This is a genomic window from Cohnella sp. AR92, assembly GCF_003990975.1.
Classification (GTDB): domain Bacteria; phylum Bacillota; class Bacilli; order Paenibacillales; family Paenibacillaceae; genus Cohnella.
This window is the reverse complement of record NZ_RZJR01000009.1, coordinates 255,689-271,196: the sequence shown is the minus strand read 5'-3', so window position 1 is coordinate 271,196 and position 15,508 is coordinate 255,689. Positions and strand designations below refer to the sequence as shown.

General features: G+C 54.8%; 16 protein-coding genes. 7 read left to right on the top strand and 9 right to left on the bottom strand.

What is annotated here, in order from left to right; translation table 11 throughout:
• Positions 1 to 10 precede the first annotated feature (10 nt).
• Both ELR57_RS16900 and ELR57_RS16895 read right to left on the bottom strand, forming a co-directional pair.
• On the bottom strand, positions 11 to 376 hold the full coding sequence (locus ELR57_RS16900) for an NINE protein (RefSeq protein ID WP_238162570.1): 366 nt from the start codon (positions 374 to 376) through the stop codon (positions 11 to 13).
• A gap of 37 nt (positions 377 to 413) precedes the next feature.
• Positions 414 to 749 carry a TM2 domain-containing protein gene (locus tag ELR57_RS16895; protein ID WP_126960263.1) on the bottom strand — a complete coding sequence of 112 codons (336 nt, stop codon included), beginning with the start codon at positions 747 to 749 and terminating at the stop codon, positions 414 to 416.
• A 148-nt stretch (positions 750 to 897) separates the two neighbouring features.
• Here ELR57_RS16895 and ELR57_RS16890 point away from each other — a divergent pair, with 148 nt between their 5' ends.
• Complete coding sequence (locus tag ELR57_RS16890) at positions 898 to 2,055, top strand: alpha-D-ribose 1-methylphosphonate 5-triphosphate diphosphatase (RefSeq protein WP_126960262.1); 1,158 nt, start codon at positions 898 to 900, stop codon at positions 2,053 to 2,055.
• A 130-nt stretch (positions 2,056 to 2,185) separates the two neighbouring features.
• Here ELR57_RS16890 and ELR57_RS16885 read toward each other — a convergent pair whose 3' ends face one another.
• From ELR57_RS16885 to ELR57_RS16875, 3 genes are read right to left on the bottom strand one after another with little or no spacing between them, the layout of a single operon-like run.
• Complete coding sequence (locus ELR57_RS16885) at positions 2,186 to 2,992, bottom strand: carbohydrate ABC transporter permease (protein WP_126960261.1); 807 nt, start codon at positions 2,990 to 2,992, stop codon at positions 2,186 to 2,188.
• Entirely contained in the window at positions 2,989 to 3,861 is an 873-nt protein-coding gene (locus ELR57_RS16880; protein WP_126960260.1) for a carbohydrate ABC transporter permease, read from the bottom strand. The genes ELR57_RS16885 and ELR57_RS16880 overlap by 4 nt, the downstream gene beginning before the upstream one ends.
• Positions 3,862 to 3,886: 25 nt before the next feature.
• Complete coding sequence (locus ELR57_RS16875) at positions 3,887 to 5,209, bottom strand: ABC transporter substrate-binding protein (RefSeq protein WP_126960259.1); 1,323 nt, start codon at positions 5,207 to 5,209, stop codon at positions 3,887 to 3,889.
• A 260-nt stretch (positions 5,210 to 5,469) separates the two neighbouring features.
• Between ELR57_RS16875 and ELR57_RS16870 the strand changes: the two genes are divergently transcribed.
• Together ELR57_RS16870 and ELR57_RS16865 are read left to right on the top strand one after the other, a co-directional pair.
• On the top strand, positions 5,470 to 7,032 hold the full coding sequence (locus ELR57_RS16870; protein ID WP_126960258.1) for a response regulator transcription factor: 1,563 nt from the start codon (positions 5,470 to 5,472) through the stop codon (positions 7,030 to 7,032).
• Positions 7,033 to 7,049: 17 nt separating this feature from the next.
• Positions 7,050 to 8,810, top strand: a complete 1,761-nt coding sequence (locus tag ELR57_RS16865; protein ID WP_126960257.1) for a sensor histidine kinase — start codon at positions 7,050 to 7,052, stop codon at positions 8,808 to 8,810.
• Between the two features lie 22 nt (positions 8,811 to 8,832).
• On the opposite strand, the gene sspI is transcribed toward ELR57_RS16865, so the two are convergent.
• Positions 8,833 to 9,054 (bottom strand): small acid-soluble spore protein SspI, encoded by a 222-nt coding sequence (gene sspI, locus ELR57_RS16860; RefSeq protein WP_238162569.1) that lies wholly within the window; start codon positions 9,052 to 9,054, stop codon positions 8,833 to 8,835.
• Positions 9,055 to 9,307: 253 nt separating this feature from the next.
• Here sspI and ELR57_RS16855 point away from each other — a divergent pair, with 253 nt between their 5' ends.
• From ELR57_RS16855 to ELR57_RS16845, 3 genes are all read left to right on the top strand, one after another.
• A complete protein-coding gene (locus ELR57_RS16855) occupies positions 9,308 to 10,723 on the top strand; it encodes an MFS transporter (protein WP_126960256.1) in 1,416 nt (471 codons plus the stop codon).
• A 108-nt stretch (positions 10,724 to 10,831) separates the two neighbouring features.
• Positions 10,832 to 11,503, top strand: coding sequence for a potassium channel family protein (locus ELR57_RS16850; RefSeq protein WP_126960255.1), 672 nt, complete (start codon positions 10,832 to 10,834; stop codon positions 11,501 to 11,503).
• Positions 11,490 to 12,305 carry a TrmH family RNA methyltransferase gene (locus ELR57_RS16845; protein WP_126960254.1) on the top strand — a complete coding sequence of 272 codons (816 nt, stop codon included), beginning with the start codon at positions 11,490 to 11,492 and terminating at the stop codon, positions 12,303 to 12,305. The genes ELR57_RS16850 and ELR57_RS16845 overlap by 14 nt, the downstream gene beginning before the upstream one ends.
• A gap of 268 nt (positions 12,306 to 12,573) precedes the next feature.
• Here ELR57_RS16845 and ELR57_RS16840 read toward each other — a convergent pair whose 3' ends face one another.
• The 3 genes from ELR57_RS16840 to ELR57_RS16830 all read right to left on the bottom strand — a co-directional run bounded on the left by ELR57_RS16840 (position 12,574) and on the right by ELR57_RS16830 (position 14,721).
• Complete coding sequence (locus ELR57_RS16840) at positions 12,574 to 13,761, bottom strand: MFS transporter (protein ID WP_126960253.1); 1,188 nt, start codon at positions 13,759 to 13,761, stop codon at positions 12,574 to 12,576.
• Positions 13,762 to 13,935: 174 nt separating this feature from the next.
• Positions 13,936 to 14,217 (bottom strand): ArsR/SmtB family transcription factor, encoded by a 282-nt coding sequence (locus ELR57_RS16835; protein WP_126960252.1) that lies wholly within the window; start codon positions 14,215 to 14,217, stop codon positions 13,936 to 13,938.
• 141 nt (positions 14,218 to 14,358) lie between these two features.
• Complete coding sequence (locus tag ELR57_RS16830) at positions 14,359 to 14,721, bottom strand: winged helix-turn-helix transcriptional regulator (RefSeq protein ID WP_126960251.1); 363 nt, start codon at positions 14,719 to 14,721, stop codon at positions 14,359 to 14,361.
• A 133-nt stretch (positions 14,722 to 14,854) separates the two neighbouring features.
• Here ELR57_RS16830 and ELR57_RS16825 point away from each other — a divergent pair, with 133 nt between their 5' ends.
• Positions 14,855 to 15,490, top strand: coding sequence for an FMN-dependent NADH-azoreductase (locus tag ELR57_RS16825; protein WP_126960250.1), 636 nt, complete (start codon positions 14,855 to 14,857; stop codon positions 15,488 to 15,490).
• Positions 15,491 to 15,508 lie beyond the last annotated feature (18 nt).

Here is a 15,508-nt window from a genome sequence, read left to right as displayed (position 1 = left end):
GAGGCTTGTTTTACCTAAAGGATTGAAGATTTCTATATTCGAGCAGCTGTTTGACAATCTCCTGTTCTTTCTCCTCGTTCAGCCGCTTGACCATCTTGGGGATCAGGAATAGATCCACGATGACCCAGACGAAGACCGCGGCAGCGCAGAGAAGACACAAAACGAATGCCCACCATTCGCCATAATCTTCCGCTTCCGCCGTCGTCAAGGCGAAGATGAAGTAGAAGATCGTGGCCAGAACGGACAGCGCCAATTGGATAGATCCGGATAACGGCTTCTTCAGGTAGAAGCGGTGAATGCCCAGGTGACCGCCCAGAAGCAGGATGTAGACCAGAGCAATGGACTTCTCGCGCAGCCGCATCTCGGAATTAAGCAATAGCAGCTCGTTTATCGTGAGAGATTGCTTGTCCATGTCAGAAGGAATACGGAGCCGGGGGCTGCTTCGGCGCAGAAATCAATTGGTTGACGATCTTAGCCTCTACCTGGCGATTGTGCTCCTTTACCCAATTGTGAAGAAGGAAGGCATCGACGATCCACCAGATGAAAGTAGCGATCATGCCGATAAGGGTAATCGACAGAATCAACATGGCGATGGCGGAGCCCGTCTTCTTCATGTAGAAGCGATGGCCGCCGAAATAGCCGAGGAAATACCATAAAATATAAGCCACAACCATGTTCTTGCCTTGACTCTTCGTTTCGGATTCCAGAAGCAGCAGCTCCTTGGTATCCAACTGGGACTTCAGTCTCATTGTGTCCAGAGTGTACAACCACCTTTTATGGGAGATGTAGGAAATCATAAGTAATCTTATCATTTACGATATATTTCGACAATATTATTCTTGATAAAGCAGGGAAATAGGATGAGAGAAGCAAATCGGAGGGCAGGGTGAGCGATAGATGATTATTCAAGGAGGAAGCGTCGTCGTTCCGGGCGGCGTGATCCAGGCGGACTTATTGATTCGGAACGGGAGAGTGAAAGCGATCGAGGCGGGGGCCGCGGACCGGTGGATTCGAGAAGGCGATGAAGTGGTCGACGCCCAAGGCGCGTTCGTTCTCCCCGGCCTTATCGACTTGCATTGCGACGCCATCGAGAAGGAAGTCGAGCCTCGGCCGAATACGATTTTCCCATTCGGGATGGCCTTCGTTCAATATGAACGCAAGCTGGCGCTGCATGGGATCACGACGATGTATCACTCGCTGTCTCTGGGGGTAGGCTTAAGCCTGCGAGGGGAACACGTTACGGCAGGCCTGATCAAGCACATCCTAAAGAGTCGCGAGCAGAGAGCGATGATCCGTCACCGCATTCATCTGAGATACGAAGTGTCCTACCTTGCGGGACTGCCTATGGCGGCGCAGCTTCTTGCGGACGGCAGCGTGAATTACCTGAGCTTCATGGACCATGCGCCGGGGATTGGCCAATACCATCGGCCGGGGGCTTTCGAACGGTACGTGATGAAGAACCAGGGAGTCGATATTCATGAAGCGGACGCGATCGTGAGGGAGCTTCAGGAACGACGGCAGAGGATCGATTGGGAAGAGCTGCGGAGGCTGGCCAGGCAGGCGGGCGAAGCGGGCGTCGCGATCGCTTCGCACGACGACGATTCGATCGGGCAAGTGAACCATTCTCTCTCGTTCGGAGCGAATGTCGTGGAGTTCCCGCTGAACCTGGAGACCGCGCAATACGCGACCGAGCAAGGGCTTCACGTATGCGTGGGAGCGCCGAACATCGTCCGGGGCGGCTCGCACGACAAGAACCTGTCCGCCATCGACGCGATCAAGGCGGGAGCCGCGAATATCGTATGCTCGGACTACCATCCTGCCTCGTTGCTTGAGTCTATCTTCCATATGGCCAAGGAGGGCGTTCCGTTGGCGCAAGCGGTTGCGATGGCCTCGCTCCATCCGGCACGAGCCATGGGAATCGAGGCGGAGGTCGGTTCGATCGAGGTCGGCAAGCTTGCGGATCTTCTGATCGTCCGCAAGGTGCAGGATTGCGCGGTCGTAGGCGCGACTATCGTGGGAGGAACCGTCGTTCAGCAGACGAACGATTACAGGTGACCGCAGGTACGCGGCTGTAACCCGACATCATCGGGTTAGAAAGCTCCATGGCGCCTCCCCGGCGCCAAAGCAGCCGCAAAAAAAGAGCCGTAACCCGACCGAATCGGGTTACGGCTCTTCTCCTGCTCGCTTACTTCACCGAGCCGAGCATGCCTTGGACGAACTGCTTCTGCAGGATAAAGAAGATAAGCAGCGTCGGCAGCGTCGTCAGAACGATCGCGACCATGACGATCCCGTAGTCGGGATTGTAGGAGGACGCGAGGGAGGAGACGACAAGCGGCAGCGTCTTCTTGTCTTGCGTCTGCAGCGCGATGAGCGGCCACAGGTAGCTGTTCCAGTAGTTCATGAACGTGATGATGGCGGCCGCCGCGTACGTCGGCTTCATCGTCGGCATGTAGATGCGGGAGAACAGCTGCCATTCGTTCAAGCCGTCCACCCGGCCGGCTTGAAGCAGCTCGCGCGGGAACGACTTCGTATTCTGCAGGAAGAAGAAGATCATGAACGCGGTCGTGATCGACGGCAGAATGACGGCGAACGGCGAGTTGAGCAGGCCGAAGCTGCTGAACATCCGGAAGAGCGGGATCATGACGGCCGCGAACGGGATCATCATGGACAGCAGCAGCACGTTGAACAGCAGGTTCTTCCCCTTGGAACGGTACACCTCGAAGCCGTAACCGGCCATCGAACTTAACAGCAGGGTACCGACCGTGCCAAGGATGGCAATCAAGAAGGAGTTGTAGAAGGCCGCTCCCAGATCCGCCGAATCGAGCAGCTTGTTCCAGTTGGCCGACAGATGGCCGCCGAAGCTGAACTTCCCCTTCACGATGTCGGAGGATGTGTTCGTCATGCCGATGATCATCCAAGCGAACGGGAAGAGCGAGAGGAAGGAAGCGGCGATGAGGAACAGATGAACGAAGGACATTCTGATGTTCTTCATCGTTTCTCACCTCCGACTTTCATCTGGATCAGGGACAGCACGGCCACGATGATGACGATCGCGTAGGACACGGTAGCCGCATAGCCGAAGTTAGGCGTATAGACGAAGGACAAGTTATAGATGTATTGCGAGATGGTCATCGTCGAATTGCCCGGGCCGCCGTTCGTAATGTTGACGACTTCGTCGAACAGCTGCAAGGTGCCGTTGGTCGAGATGATGGCCGTGAACAGAAGAATCGGCTTCAGCAGCGGTACGGTAATCCGGAAGAACTGGCGAGTCTTCGAAGCGCCGTCGATGGAGGCGGCCTCATAGACGCTCGGATCGATGTTCTGCATGGCCGACAGGTAGAAAATCATGTTGTAGCCCGTCCAGCGCCAGGTGATGGCCAGAATGATGACGATTCGCGCCCACACCGGATCCATTAGCCAAGCGATCGGCTCGTCGATCAAATGCAGGTTGAGCAGCATTTGGTTCGCGATCCCGTCGATCGAGAAGATGCTCTTGAACAGGATGGCGTATGAGACGAGGGAGGTGACGCACGGCAGAAAGATCGCCGTGCGATAGAATCCCTTGAAGCGCAGCTTCGGAATGTTCAGGAAGTTCGCGATGACCAGCCCCAGCAAGAGCATGATCGGAACCTGGATAATCAGGTACAGCAAGGTGTTCAGCAGCGCTTGCCGGAACACCGGGTCCGAGAACAGGCGAGTGTAGTTGGCGAACCCAACATACTCATAGACCGTACCTTTGCCGGATTGGAACGATAACAGCAACGATTGAACCATCGGGTAGAAGCTGAAAAGCAAAATGATCGCTGAAGGCAATGCAACAAATTGCCACCCGATGAGAGACGATTTCGTCTTGCCTCCCACGATTTACCACCTGCTATCTGATGAATTATTGAACTTGTTGTTCGAACAGCTTCTGAATGCTGGACAGGCTCTTCGTCAGGTCCGCGCCGTTCAGGATGTTAGGAAGCTCGTTCTTCAGAGCGTCCTTCGCTTCTTGCGTGTACATGCCGAGGGAGATGCCCGGAACCTCGGTCGACCACTGCGTGAAGTCCTTGTAGATCGCTTGGCCGCCGAAGAATTCGGACGTCTGGCCGTAAGCATCGCTAGAGAAGGCCGGAATGTAGGAGCCGACGCCGCCGTTCTCGGTCAGGAAGCGCTCGTAGAACGTGCTGTTGCCGCCGATCGTCTTCGCCAGGAAGTCGATCGCGAGGTCTTTATTGTTGGAGTTATCCAAGACGAACCAGCTGGATCCGCCTTCGTTGGAAGCATTCTTGCCGCCGTCGATGTTCAGGCGAGGAATCGGAGCGACGGCCCACTTGCCGCTTTGATCCTTGGCGTCCATGATGGACGCGATTTGCCATACCCCGGAGACGACCGTAGCGACGTCGCCCGCGTTGAAGCTGCCGACGAACTCGCTCCAGCCCGTAACCGGCTTCGCGATGCCGGAATCGGCGATCGCCTTGTACACGCGGAGAGTCTCCGCCATGACCGGATTGTTCGTGAAGTTGCCCTTGTTCTCGGGGGTGATGTACCAGGAGCCTGCGGATTGCAGCAGAATCGAGGTGAGAGCCTCGTCGTTCGGGTTGATCGTGGACATGTACTTGCCCGTCTTCTCCTTCACGGCCTTGCCGATCTCGATATAGCGGTCCCAAGTAATGTTCTCGAGGTCCTGCGGGGCGAAGCCCACTTGCTCGAGGTAATCCTTGCGGTAGAACATGCCGGTGACGCCGATGTCGAACGGAACGCCGTATACTTTGCCGTCAACCGTAAGCGCATCCACTTTGTACGGCGAGAATTGCGAGAAGTCGACTTTGTCGGTGAAGTCGGCGAACGTGTTCGGATAAGCCGTTACGTATTTCTGAATGTTAGGGTCATTGACGAGAATGATGTCAGGCAGCCCCGACTTGACGCCGGCTGCTAGATTCGTGTTCAGCTTCTGCTCCAGGTCGGTCTTGGACATGTCCACGATCTCGAGCTCGAAGCCCGGGTGATCTTGTTGATACAACTCTTCGGCGATCTTCAGCGCGGCGCCGTTGAAGGACGGATCCCACGCCCAGGCGACAACCTTCTGCTTGGCGCCGGCGGAACCGCCGGAGGAAGCGGAAGCTTCCGCGCTCGAATTCGCGTTCGAGCCGGAGTTCGAGCCGCAGCCGGCCAGCAGTCCGGCGGACAACGCCGCAACCATGGATACGGAGAGCATTTTCTTCATCGAGTACAACCCCTTATCTGTTAACGTAGTGAGAATCGGTACATGTCTAATGCTAAGAAAATAGGCCTGCGCTGTATAACAATATTTCCCCTTTCGATAGCACGTATTTTGGCTCTTGCCGTCGGCGAGGCAAAACTATAGTAAAAATTATGGATCCTTGATAATCCTTTTGCATGTTTGGCTGAAATGCCGCCGAATCTATGCAGGGAGACTCCAAATGCATTATTGTAGGTAACGAGTATAGTTAAGGTGGTGCACCTATGTTACCGCATACAGGGACGTATCGCGTCATGATCGTCGACGATGAAGCCATCCTGCGTACGGGAATCGTCCATTTGTGCAATTGGTCCGAATACGGCATCGAGATCGTGGCGCAAGCCGCCAACGGCGAAGAAGCGCTTCAATATATGGAGTCCGCCCGTCCGCACGTGGTCGTGACCGACATCGTCATGCCCGTCATGGACGGCGTCGAGTTCACGAAGGAGATGCGGAAGCGTTATCCCGAGGTGAAGATCGTCGTGCTCAGCAGCTACAGCGAGTACGAGTACGTTCGGGAAGTATTCAAGTTCGGAGTGACCGATTACCTGCTGAAGCCGAAGGTATCGGCGCCCGAGCTTATCGAGCTCATTCGGACGCTTGGAGGGGAAGGCGGCCCGGACCGGCAGGATCGCGGGAAGCAGGAAGCCGATCCGTCCCTTCTGTTAGCTGAGTGGCTTGGAGGAGGGAAGGAGAAGGGGGATGAAAAAGAGTACGTGCGGCGGTTAAGCCCTTTTTTTCGTTCTTCCCACTATCGGATCGTCAAAGCCTCGACCGGCCCCGCCCTTTCGAGGAGCAAGCAGACGCAGAGCCAGTTGGAACAGCAATTGCTAGGCTTGGCCAAGAAGCATATGAACGGATTCGACTATGCGTGCGCGTTCCCGGAGAATGAGATCCTGCTGCTTCTGAATTACCACCCGGACGAAGTCGTCCGAGCGATCACCGTCCTGCGCCAGTTCACGCAGGAGGCGAAGGAAGCGCTGGGATCCATCGTGTTCGTCCTCTCGGGAGCGTTCGAGCCGTTGGAGCAGATCGCCGCGACGAATGACCGCCTGACCCAGTGCCTGGGCAAACTGTTCTATTTTCCGAAGCAGCATTGCGTCACGGAGACGAAGATTCGCCTGGAGTCGGAACCGATCCCGTTCGATCACGCGCAGTTCACCGCTTCCCTGCGGGTCGTCGCCCTCGATAAGGCGTTCGCTCAATTGAAAGCGCTATTCGTCCGGATGCAGTCTCTTCAGGCTTATGACGAATACAGCTTAAAGCGTTTCTCGCAAAATATCGTGTATACCGCGTTGAGCAACCTGGAGCATCTGAAGCTGCCGATCACGGAGACGAGCCAGGCCCGGCTGAAGCTGTTCAAGACGATCGATCTCGCCTTGGACCTCGCCGAGCTGGAAGAGATTCTGACGCAGTTCTTCGCCGAGCTGGAGTCGGAAGCATTCCGTAGCCAGGATCAGCAGCAATCGTTCCTCTTGAACAAGATTTACGAATACGTGAACGAGAATTACTCGAACGACATCTCGCTGGCAGATCTGGCGGAGCAGCTTCATATGAACTACAGCTATCTATCCACTTACTTCAAGCAGCGGACGAACGAGAATCTAACCGCCTATATCAACCGGGTTCGAATCGAGAAGGCGAAGGAGCTGCTGCCTGTTTCGAATCTGACGATCTCCCAGATCAGCCGATTGACCGGCTTCTCCGAGCACAATTACTTCTCGAAGGTATTCAAGAAGATGACGGGGATGACGCCGGTCGAATTCCGCAATCAAATTCTACAATAAAAGTCGGGGGGAAGCCCGTGTTCCGGAAGAACAGCATCTTCGTGCGGATCGTCCTGTTGATCCTGTCGGGGATGGTCCTTATCTCCTTCATACTCACGATGGCGGCGACAAGCCTCTCGGAACGTATCCTGCTGCGGCAGGTCGTGAAGAGCGCCTCGGCCAATCTGCGGCTGATGACGGAGGACCTGTTGAAATACAACGACCAAGTCACGAATACGATGCTTCAGGTGAACGGCAGCAACGCTTTCCGCAATTATATTACGAAACCGGCCACTACCCCATTGGAGCAGCTTAACCTGGTTATCGCGCTCGGTCGTTACATGGATCTCTATAAGGACTATTTAAGCCCGGAGCATTCGCATATTATCGTGTCTGCCCTGCCCGGCAAGGGGGGGAGGCACTATTCGAGCAATGCGCTGAAGTGGGACAAGATCCCTCAGGACATTGTCTCCAAATACATGACCGTCAACGGCCAAATTCCGAACCTCATTCGCTACAACAGCAGCCCGGACTTGTTCGCCGATTCGGTTCCTTACGACAACTTTATTTTTGCCACGAAGCCTCTGGTCGATGGTCGGACGAACCTTATTTACGGCTATGCCGCCGTCGTCATCGACGAGCAGAATATCTACCAGAAGTACAGTCCCTATCTCTCGAAGGGGATCGATATCTCTCTCGTATCCTCCGCCGGAATGGTCATGTCGAGCAGCAAGCGGGAGTGGACGAGCCGGAACAACCCGGAGATGCTCGCCGTCGCGAAGGCAGCGGCCGGGGAGAAAGACGGCGTGTTGATGTTGAAGTCGGATAAGATTACCTATCTCGGCTTCTACTTGCCGGAATACGACGCGTACTTGCTGGAGGAGATCGAGCAGAAAACGGCGTTCGCGCCTCTGTACTCGATATCGGAGGAGATCAGCAAGCAGGTTGCTATCGTGCTCATCGCCAGTATCGCGTTCGTCTATCTGCTCAGCCGGCGGATCACCCGGCCTCTCTATCAGCTGGTCAAGACGATGCAGACGTCCAAAGGGGACAGTCTGGTCTTCCATCCCTTGCAGGAGAGCGGCAGCTACGAGACGAATGTGGTGGCGAACGCGTATAATCGGTTGATTAAGGAGATCGAGCAATACACCGATAAGCTCGTCATCGAGCAGCAGGAGCGGAGGAAGGCGGATCTGAACGCCCTGCAGATGCAGATCAATCCGCACTTTCTGTATAATACGCTCAGCACGATCAAATACTTGGCCAAGATGCATCGGACGGAGCAAGTCGACCAGACGATCGACAGCCTCATCTCGATGCTCCAGAGCACGCTCGGCCGAACGGAAGACCGGGTAACGGTAGAGACGGAGATCGAGACGCTGAAGCACTACGTCTTCATCAATCAGATCCGGTACGGGGAGAGGATCGACGTGCATTACGAGGTCGCCGACGATTGCCGGAACCTGTACGTGCCCAAGCTCATTCTGCAGCCATTCGTGGAGAATGCGTTCTTCCATGCCTTCCCGGGGCATCAGAACGGCAACATTCACCTGTTCGCCCGCAGGCAAGGAGACCGGCTCGTGCTGGAAGTGATGGACGATGGGATCGGCATGTCTGCCGAAGCGAGCCAAGCAAACGCGCGAAAGAGACATCATCTATCCGGCATCGGAATCGATAATGTCCACAGTCGCCTTCAATTGCTGTATGGCCCGGGTTACGGAGTTCGCATCGAGAGCGAGCCGGGTTATGGAACGGCGGTCAAGATTACGCTGCCGATCTCGGAGTCCGGGCAAGATTAGCTTACGGCCGCAGCCGGTCGGTTCAAGAGGGGGACGACTGGAGCTGGCCGTGCAGGATATTCACCATCTTCTGCTGATCTTCGGGAGCGCTGTGCTGCCAGATCATCTCGAACAGCACGCCAAGACCGGGGAGCGTCATCTCCGCATTGCCGATCGAATCCTCGATCACATCGCGAAGCTCCTCCTGCTTCTTGTCTTTGACCCGGTGCACAATGGCTTCGCGCAAGCTCATGGTAAGCGTCACGGGCGATCCTCCTTTGGGTATGAAGAGCCGCGATCGCGGCTTTGTGTAGAATTCCCTCGTCCGGACGGAGATATGCCGCGAAGCGGATGCCTTTCCGTCAAAGAATCGATCCATTGCAGTCGTATTATACCGGTAAACCGGGTCCCCCGCTTCGGCTTTACGCCGAAGTTTTTTTATTGTCGATGTAGAAATCGAATCCTTCCGGCCGACTTCCTTACGATCTCATCAATCGTAGAAAAGGGAGTCGAATGCAATGAAAAAAGGGAACGGATCGATTTCGAGCGTATGGTTGTTGCTTCTCTTATCTTTAGCTGCCTTCATGGTCGTCTTGGATACATCGGTCGTATCCACTTCGCTCAGCACGATTCAGAAGGAGTTCGGCGCTTCGCTTGCGGCGTTGGAATGGATCGTCAACTCTTATATTTTGACCTTCGCCGTTCTCTTAATGACCGCTTCGGCGATGGGCGACCGGTTCGGAAGGCGGCGGATGTTCGCGGCGGGCATCGGAATTTTTACGGCGGCTTCCGTCGCGTGCGCATTGGCCCATCGTCTGGAATGGCTGATTGCTTTCCGGGCGATTCAAGGGGTGGGAGCGGCCTTGATCATGCCGCTTGCCGTCGCGATTCTCAGCGCGTCGTTCCCGCCGGAGACGCGAGCGAAGATCATGGGGATCTTCAGCGGTATCATCGGTCTGGCCGTCATTGCAGGCCCGGTCGTAGGTGGCGCGGTCACCGAGGGGCTGTCCTGGCCATGGATATTCTGGCTGAACGCTCCGATCGGGGGATTGCTTCTTGGGGCTTTATGGAACCGCATCGACGAGAGCTATGGACCGAATCGCGAGCTTGATCTGCCGGGTATTCTCTTCGCGGCTTGCGGCGTACTGAGCCTGGTGTGGGGATTGATTCGAACCGACAGCGCAGCTTGGCTCAGCCTGGAGATCTTGCTGCCTATCGCGGGGGGAATCTTCTTCCTGCTGCTGTTTGTCTTCTGGGGAAGCCGCTCCCGTCATCCGATGCTGCCGATGCGAATGTTTCGGAATCGCGCCTTCTCCATGGGCAATACGGCAAACTTCTTGCTCTATTCGTCATTGATCAGCGCCTTATTCTTTATCAGCCAATATCTGCAGATCGCACATGGCTACAGTCCGTTCGAAGCGGGACTTCGTATGCTGCCTTGGACCGCCTCCATCTTTCTTGTCGCGCCCGCCGCCGGCAGCGTCGTGAAGCGGATCGGCGAGAAGCCTCTAATCGTTGTCGGGCACTTCATGCACGCGGCTGGCATGCTGTGGATCGGACTGATCGCAGCTCCCGATACTTCTTATACGCATTTCGTTGCCCCGATGCTCATCAGCGGATGCGGATTGTCCATGGCGCAGCCGTCCACGATGAGCGCGGTAATGGGATCGGTAGCGCCGTACGAGATCGGCAAAGCCTCCGGCGTATTCAATACGCTGCGGCAGCTCGGGAGCGTATTCGGCATCGCGATTCTCGCAACCGTGTTCCATGCCTGCGGAGGTTACGACAGCGCTCAATCGTTCACGGACGGATTCTCTCCGGCGATTATCGCTTCCAGCATCCTATCCTTCGCGGGAGGGATGGCAGCGCTGCGCTTGCCTAGCCGCAACCGGCAATTGGAGGCGAAGCAGGATGTCCTCGTTCGCGAAGGTTGACTTCGTTTCGAATCCTGCCTTCGGTCTTGATTTCATAGGCGGCGAAAGTTAAGTTATAATAAATTGATAAAGGTTGGCTAACGGATTGGGAGGAGGCAGGCTGCGGTTATGGCAAAGAACAAGAAACAATACGCGATTATCGGCATGGGACGCTTCGGCTCCAGCGTCGCCAAATTCTTATGCGATATGGGCTACGAGGTGCTGGCTATCGACGACAATGCGGAACGTGTACAGGATGTCGTCAACATCGTTACCCATGCCGTATCGGCGGACTCGACCGACGAAGAAGCGATGCGGGCGCTCGGGATCCGTAATTTCGACGTCGTCGTCGTCGCGATCGGCGAGGACATTCAAGCCAGCATTCTGACGACGCTTATCCTGAAGGACCTGGGCGTACAAAAGATCATCGTTAAAGCGCAGAATGAATTGCATGGCAAGGTATTGAACAAGATCGGCGCCGACAAGGTCGTCTTCCCGGAACGGGACATGGGCCTGCGCGTCGCCCACAACCTGATCTCGCCGAATATCATGGAGCACATCGATCTCTCCCACGATTACAGCATCGTGGAGCTGGCGGCGCCGACCGCCATGCGCGGCAAGAACCTGAGGGAGCTCGATATTCGGGCCGAATACCAGTGCAACGTCATGGCGGTCAAGCGCAACGACCAGATGAATATCTCCTTCCCGTCGGACGAGCCTCTGCTCAAGGGCGATATTCTGGTCATCGTCGGCCGCAACGAGCAGTTGACCCGATTGGAGCAAGCTTATGCCGAACCTTGAACCTGCGCTCGCGTCGCTCTCGAACCCCCGGGTGAAGGGGTGGGCGAAGCTGTCGGAACGCAAAGCCCGCGAGAAGGAAGGGCGCTTCAAGCTGGAGGGTGTCCATCTTGTCGGGGAGGCTCTCGCTTCCGGGTGGCCGCTGGAATGCATTGTCTTCGAGGAAGGAATGGGTATACCGGACGAGCTGATTCCTTACTTCGAGTCGGGAGAGAGCGGCGGGACGTCGCCTTCCTGGATTCCGGTGTCGCCGGATATCATCGAGAAGTGCGTCGAGACGGAGACCCCTCAGCCGATCTTCGCGGTTGCTTATAAGAGGAAAATAGAGCGGGACGTTCTGTTCGCGGACGGAGCGGGACCGGTCGTCGTCTTGGACGGCGTGCAGGATCCCGGCAACGTCGGAACGATCGTCCGCAGCGCCGCCGCCAGCGGTGCCGCCGCCGTCGTGCTCGGCAAAGGGACGGCCGATCTGTATAACGCGAAGACCCTCCGGTCCACGATGGGCACTCTTTTCTACATACCGGTTATGGAAGCCGACCTGATGGAGCTGCTGCCCGAAGCCCGGGAGCAGGGGAAGGTCTTGTACGGGACGAGCCTGCAGGCGACGAAGTCCTGCTACGAGGTCGATCTCGGCCGCGATGCTTGGCTGCTCTTCGGGAATGAAGGTAGCGGGCTGTCTCCTGCGGCGGAGGCGTTGGTCGATCAGCCGATCATCATCCCGATGACCGGCAAGGCGGAGTCGCTGAACGTGGCCATGGCGGCCACGGTGCTTCTGTTCGAGGCTCAACGCCAGCGGTTGAAGTGACCTGTAATTATTCCCACCCTGTGTGGGTTGCTATTATGCACGAATGCATTTGTCCGGTGGAAAATAGGTTATAGCTCATGGTTTATGTTCGGAATATTTCTTCGCTGGACGAGACGGTTCCATAGATACTGCTAAGTGATACAAAACAAATTAAAAGCTTGTGATTAGAAGCCTGCAGCCTGCTTGTCAAAGCGGTAGCTGCGGGCTTCTTCTTGAGATGATGGGTCAGGCGCGTTCGGTGCTGCCCTGTTGGAGCAATTGCGGTTTATTACGAGCTGGACCTTCTTGCGCCTGCCCGGGAAGCCGCGACGACGCGGAAGTAACCGAAGGCCGCTGCCGACAGGAGCGCGGCGAGGGCGACGACGGCAGCGCCAATCCAGGTGACGTCGGTCAACGAAGCGCCTTCCACGATGCCACCGCCGATACCCGCGCCGGCAGCCATGGCCAACTGCAGGACGGAACTGTTTAGGCTAAGCATAATGCTGGTCGCATCGGGCGCGAGCGAGATCAGGTGATACTGTTGCGTTGGGCCAGACGACCAAGCGGAGAGGGACCAGAGCATGAGCAGCGGGAACATCAGCAAAGGCGAATGTGCGGCAAACGAAATCACGACTAGCCATGCTGAATGGAACAGCATTCCGGTCACGAGAGTACGCTTGAATCCCCAACGGTCGGTACTAAAGCCGCCCAGCTTGGAGCCGATCAGACTGGCGATTCCGAACGCAAGCAGTGCGATGCTTACGAATTTCTCGCTCATTCCAGTAATATCAAGCAGAAAGGGGGAAATATACGTATAGGTGATGGAGTAGCCGCCTAGCCAGAAAAATGTAATGCCGAGCGCAACGGCGATTTTCGGATTCTTGAGCAGCTTGAGTTGGTCGCGCAGCGGTACCGGCTGCTCACCATCCGTCCTCGGAATCGCAAAGGCGATGAGCAGCATCGCGAACAGTCCGAGAAATCCGATGCCGCCGAAAACCAGTTTCCAGTCATAAGCAGAAGCGACTAGCCTGCCGAGGGGTACCCCGACGATCAGCGCGGCACTGAAGCCCATGACGAGCGTGGCGATGGCACTGCCCTGCTTCTCCGCCGGTGCGAGCTTCGCAGCGACCGTGAGTGCCGTGACAACGAATACGCCGCTGCTGAGCGCTACAATAACGCGGGAAACAATGAGGGCGGCGAAGCCGGAGAAAAAGTAAGCCGCGACGTTACCAACGATAAATACCGAGAGCGCGTATAACATCAGCTTTTTGCGGTCGACTTTGGCGGCGGCTGCCATTAGGAATGGCGTCCCGAACCCATAAGCGAGGGAGAAGACGGTGATTAGCTGTCCGGCCGCAGCAACCGAGACACCAATATCGACGGATACTTTATCCAGAATGCCGGCAATGATGAATTCGGATGTGCCGACGAGAAAGCTGACTAAAGCCAGCATATATATTTTCAAATTGTAAGACAAACGCTCCATCTCCTTATTCGTATCTCTCTATATGATAGTTTTATATTTCTAAATATATAGAATTATAAAGCGAACGATAAACGCATATAGCAAAAGACTACGGATTCTTATCCGTACTTCTCTTTAATTGATTCCATACTTCTAAATACATAGAAATATTGAATAAAAAAACCACTACTTCAGGAGATACGGGGCATACTTCAGAGCGACTTCTTTATTGACACTGTAATAAATGTACGTGCCGTCTTTTCGCAGCGAGAGCAGGCCGCTTTCTGTGAGCTGCTTCAAGTGATGAGACAGCGTTGAATTTGGAACGGAATCAAGCTTATTACCGATGTCGGAACAACAGAGACTCGTTTCTTCCTTAAGAAGCATCGCTATTTTGATCCGGGTCGGCTCTCCGAGTGCTTTGTACACTTTCACTGCTTGTTTGACTTCCTCGTTGTCCTCGACCATGGATTCTCACCGCCTTTGCCAATATATTTCGAAAACTTTGGAAACAGGATAACATACCTCGGCAGCCATTGTAAATAGATGATACGAATCCTGCCAATCCATGCCTCGAAGGCCGAGTATCCACTGCTCACGGTTCATTTTTCAATCGGCTGAGTCGCTAGTTATGATTCGTTCCTTCGTGCGCTTCATTCGCTCAACATGGGCCGCTCCCCATTGGTGTAAGGTTTCCATCACCGGAGACAGGCTCATGCCGTATTCCGTGATGGAGTATTCCACTTTCGGCGGAACTTGCGGATAAACGACTCGTTTAACGATCTCATCCTCCTCCAATTCGCGCAGAGAGAGCGTAAGCATCCGTTGAGTGATATCGGGCAGCAGTCTTCTTAACTCATTGAACCGCAAGGGTTCGCCTTTGAGCAGAAGATAAATGATTAACGGCTTCCATTTGCCGACGATCGTTTCCAATGTTCCGACGAACTGACATTGGGGAGAATTCTTTTGCATGCGTTGGCCTCCCGTTACAGTACCTTTTTTTATGTTATACCACATCAATGTGCTTACTTACAATAATTAAGTTCATATTATATGATCAGTACAGGAAGCGAATCAATCCAATTACAGAAGGGAAGTTTGAATCATGGCAACTGTCCTGTACATCACCGCACATCCCCTTAGTCTCGAGGAATCTTATAGCCTCGCCGTGGGCCAAGAATTCGTTGAAGCGTACCGTGAAGCCCATCCGAGAGATGAAGTGGTTCATTTGGATCTGTACAAAGAGAATATTCCGCATATCGATGCGGACGTTCTAAGGGGGTGGGGAAAACTTCAGTCGGGTTCCTCTTTCGATCAACTGTCGGATGCCGAGAAATCGAAAGTAGCTCGTCTCGGAGAGCTTGTTGATCAATTCGTAGCTGCGGATAAGTACGTATTCGTGTCTCCGATGTGGAATTTTACGGTCCCGCCGGTTCTGAAAGCATACACGGATGCGACCTCCGTTCCGGGCAAGACTTTCCGAACGACCAAAGAGGGATATGTAGGTCTGTTGCCCGGCAAGAAAGCCTTGCACATTCAAGCTAGCGGTTCCGTTTATTCGGAAGGACCTTTAGCTCCGATTGAGATGGGACACAACTATATGAAAAAGATTTTGCAGTTTTATGGGATTCCGACTGTTGAGGCCATTTTTGTTGAAGGAACGGCAGCAAGATCAGAGCAAGCTCCGGTTATTAAAGCAAAAGCAATCGCACAAGCAAAAGAAGTCGCTAAACGTTTCTAATAGAGGCTGTTCAAAAAG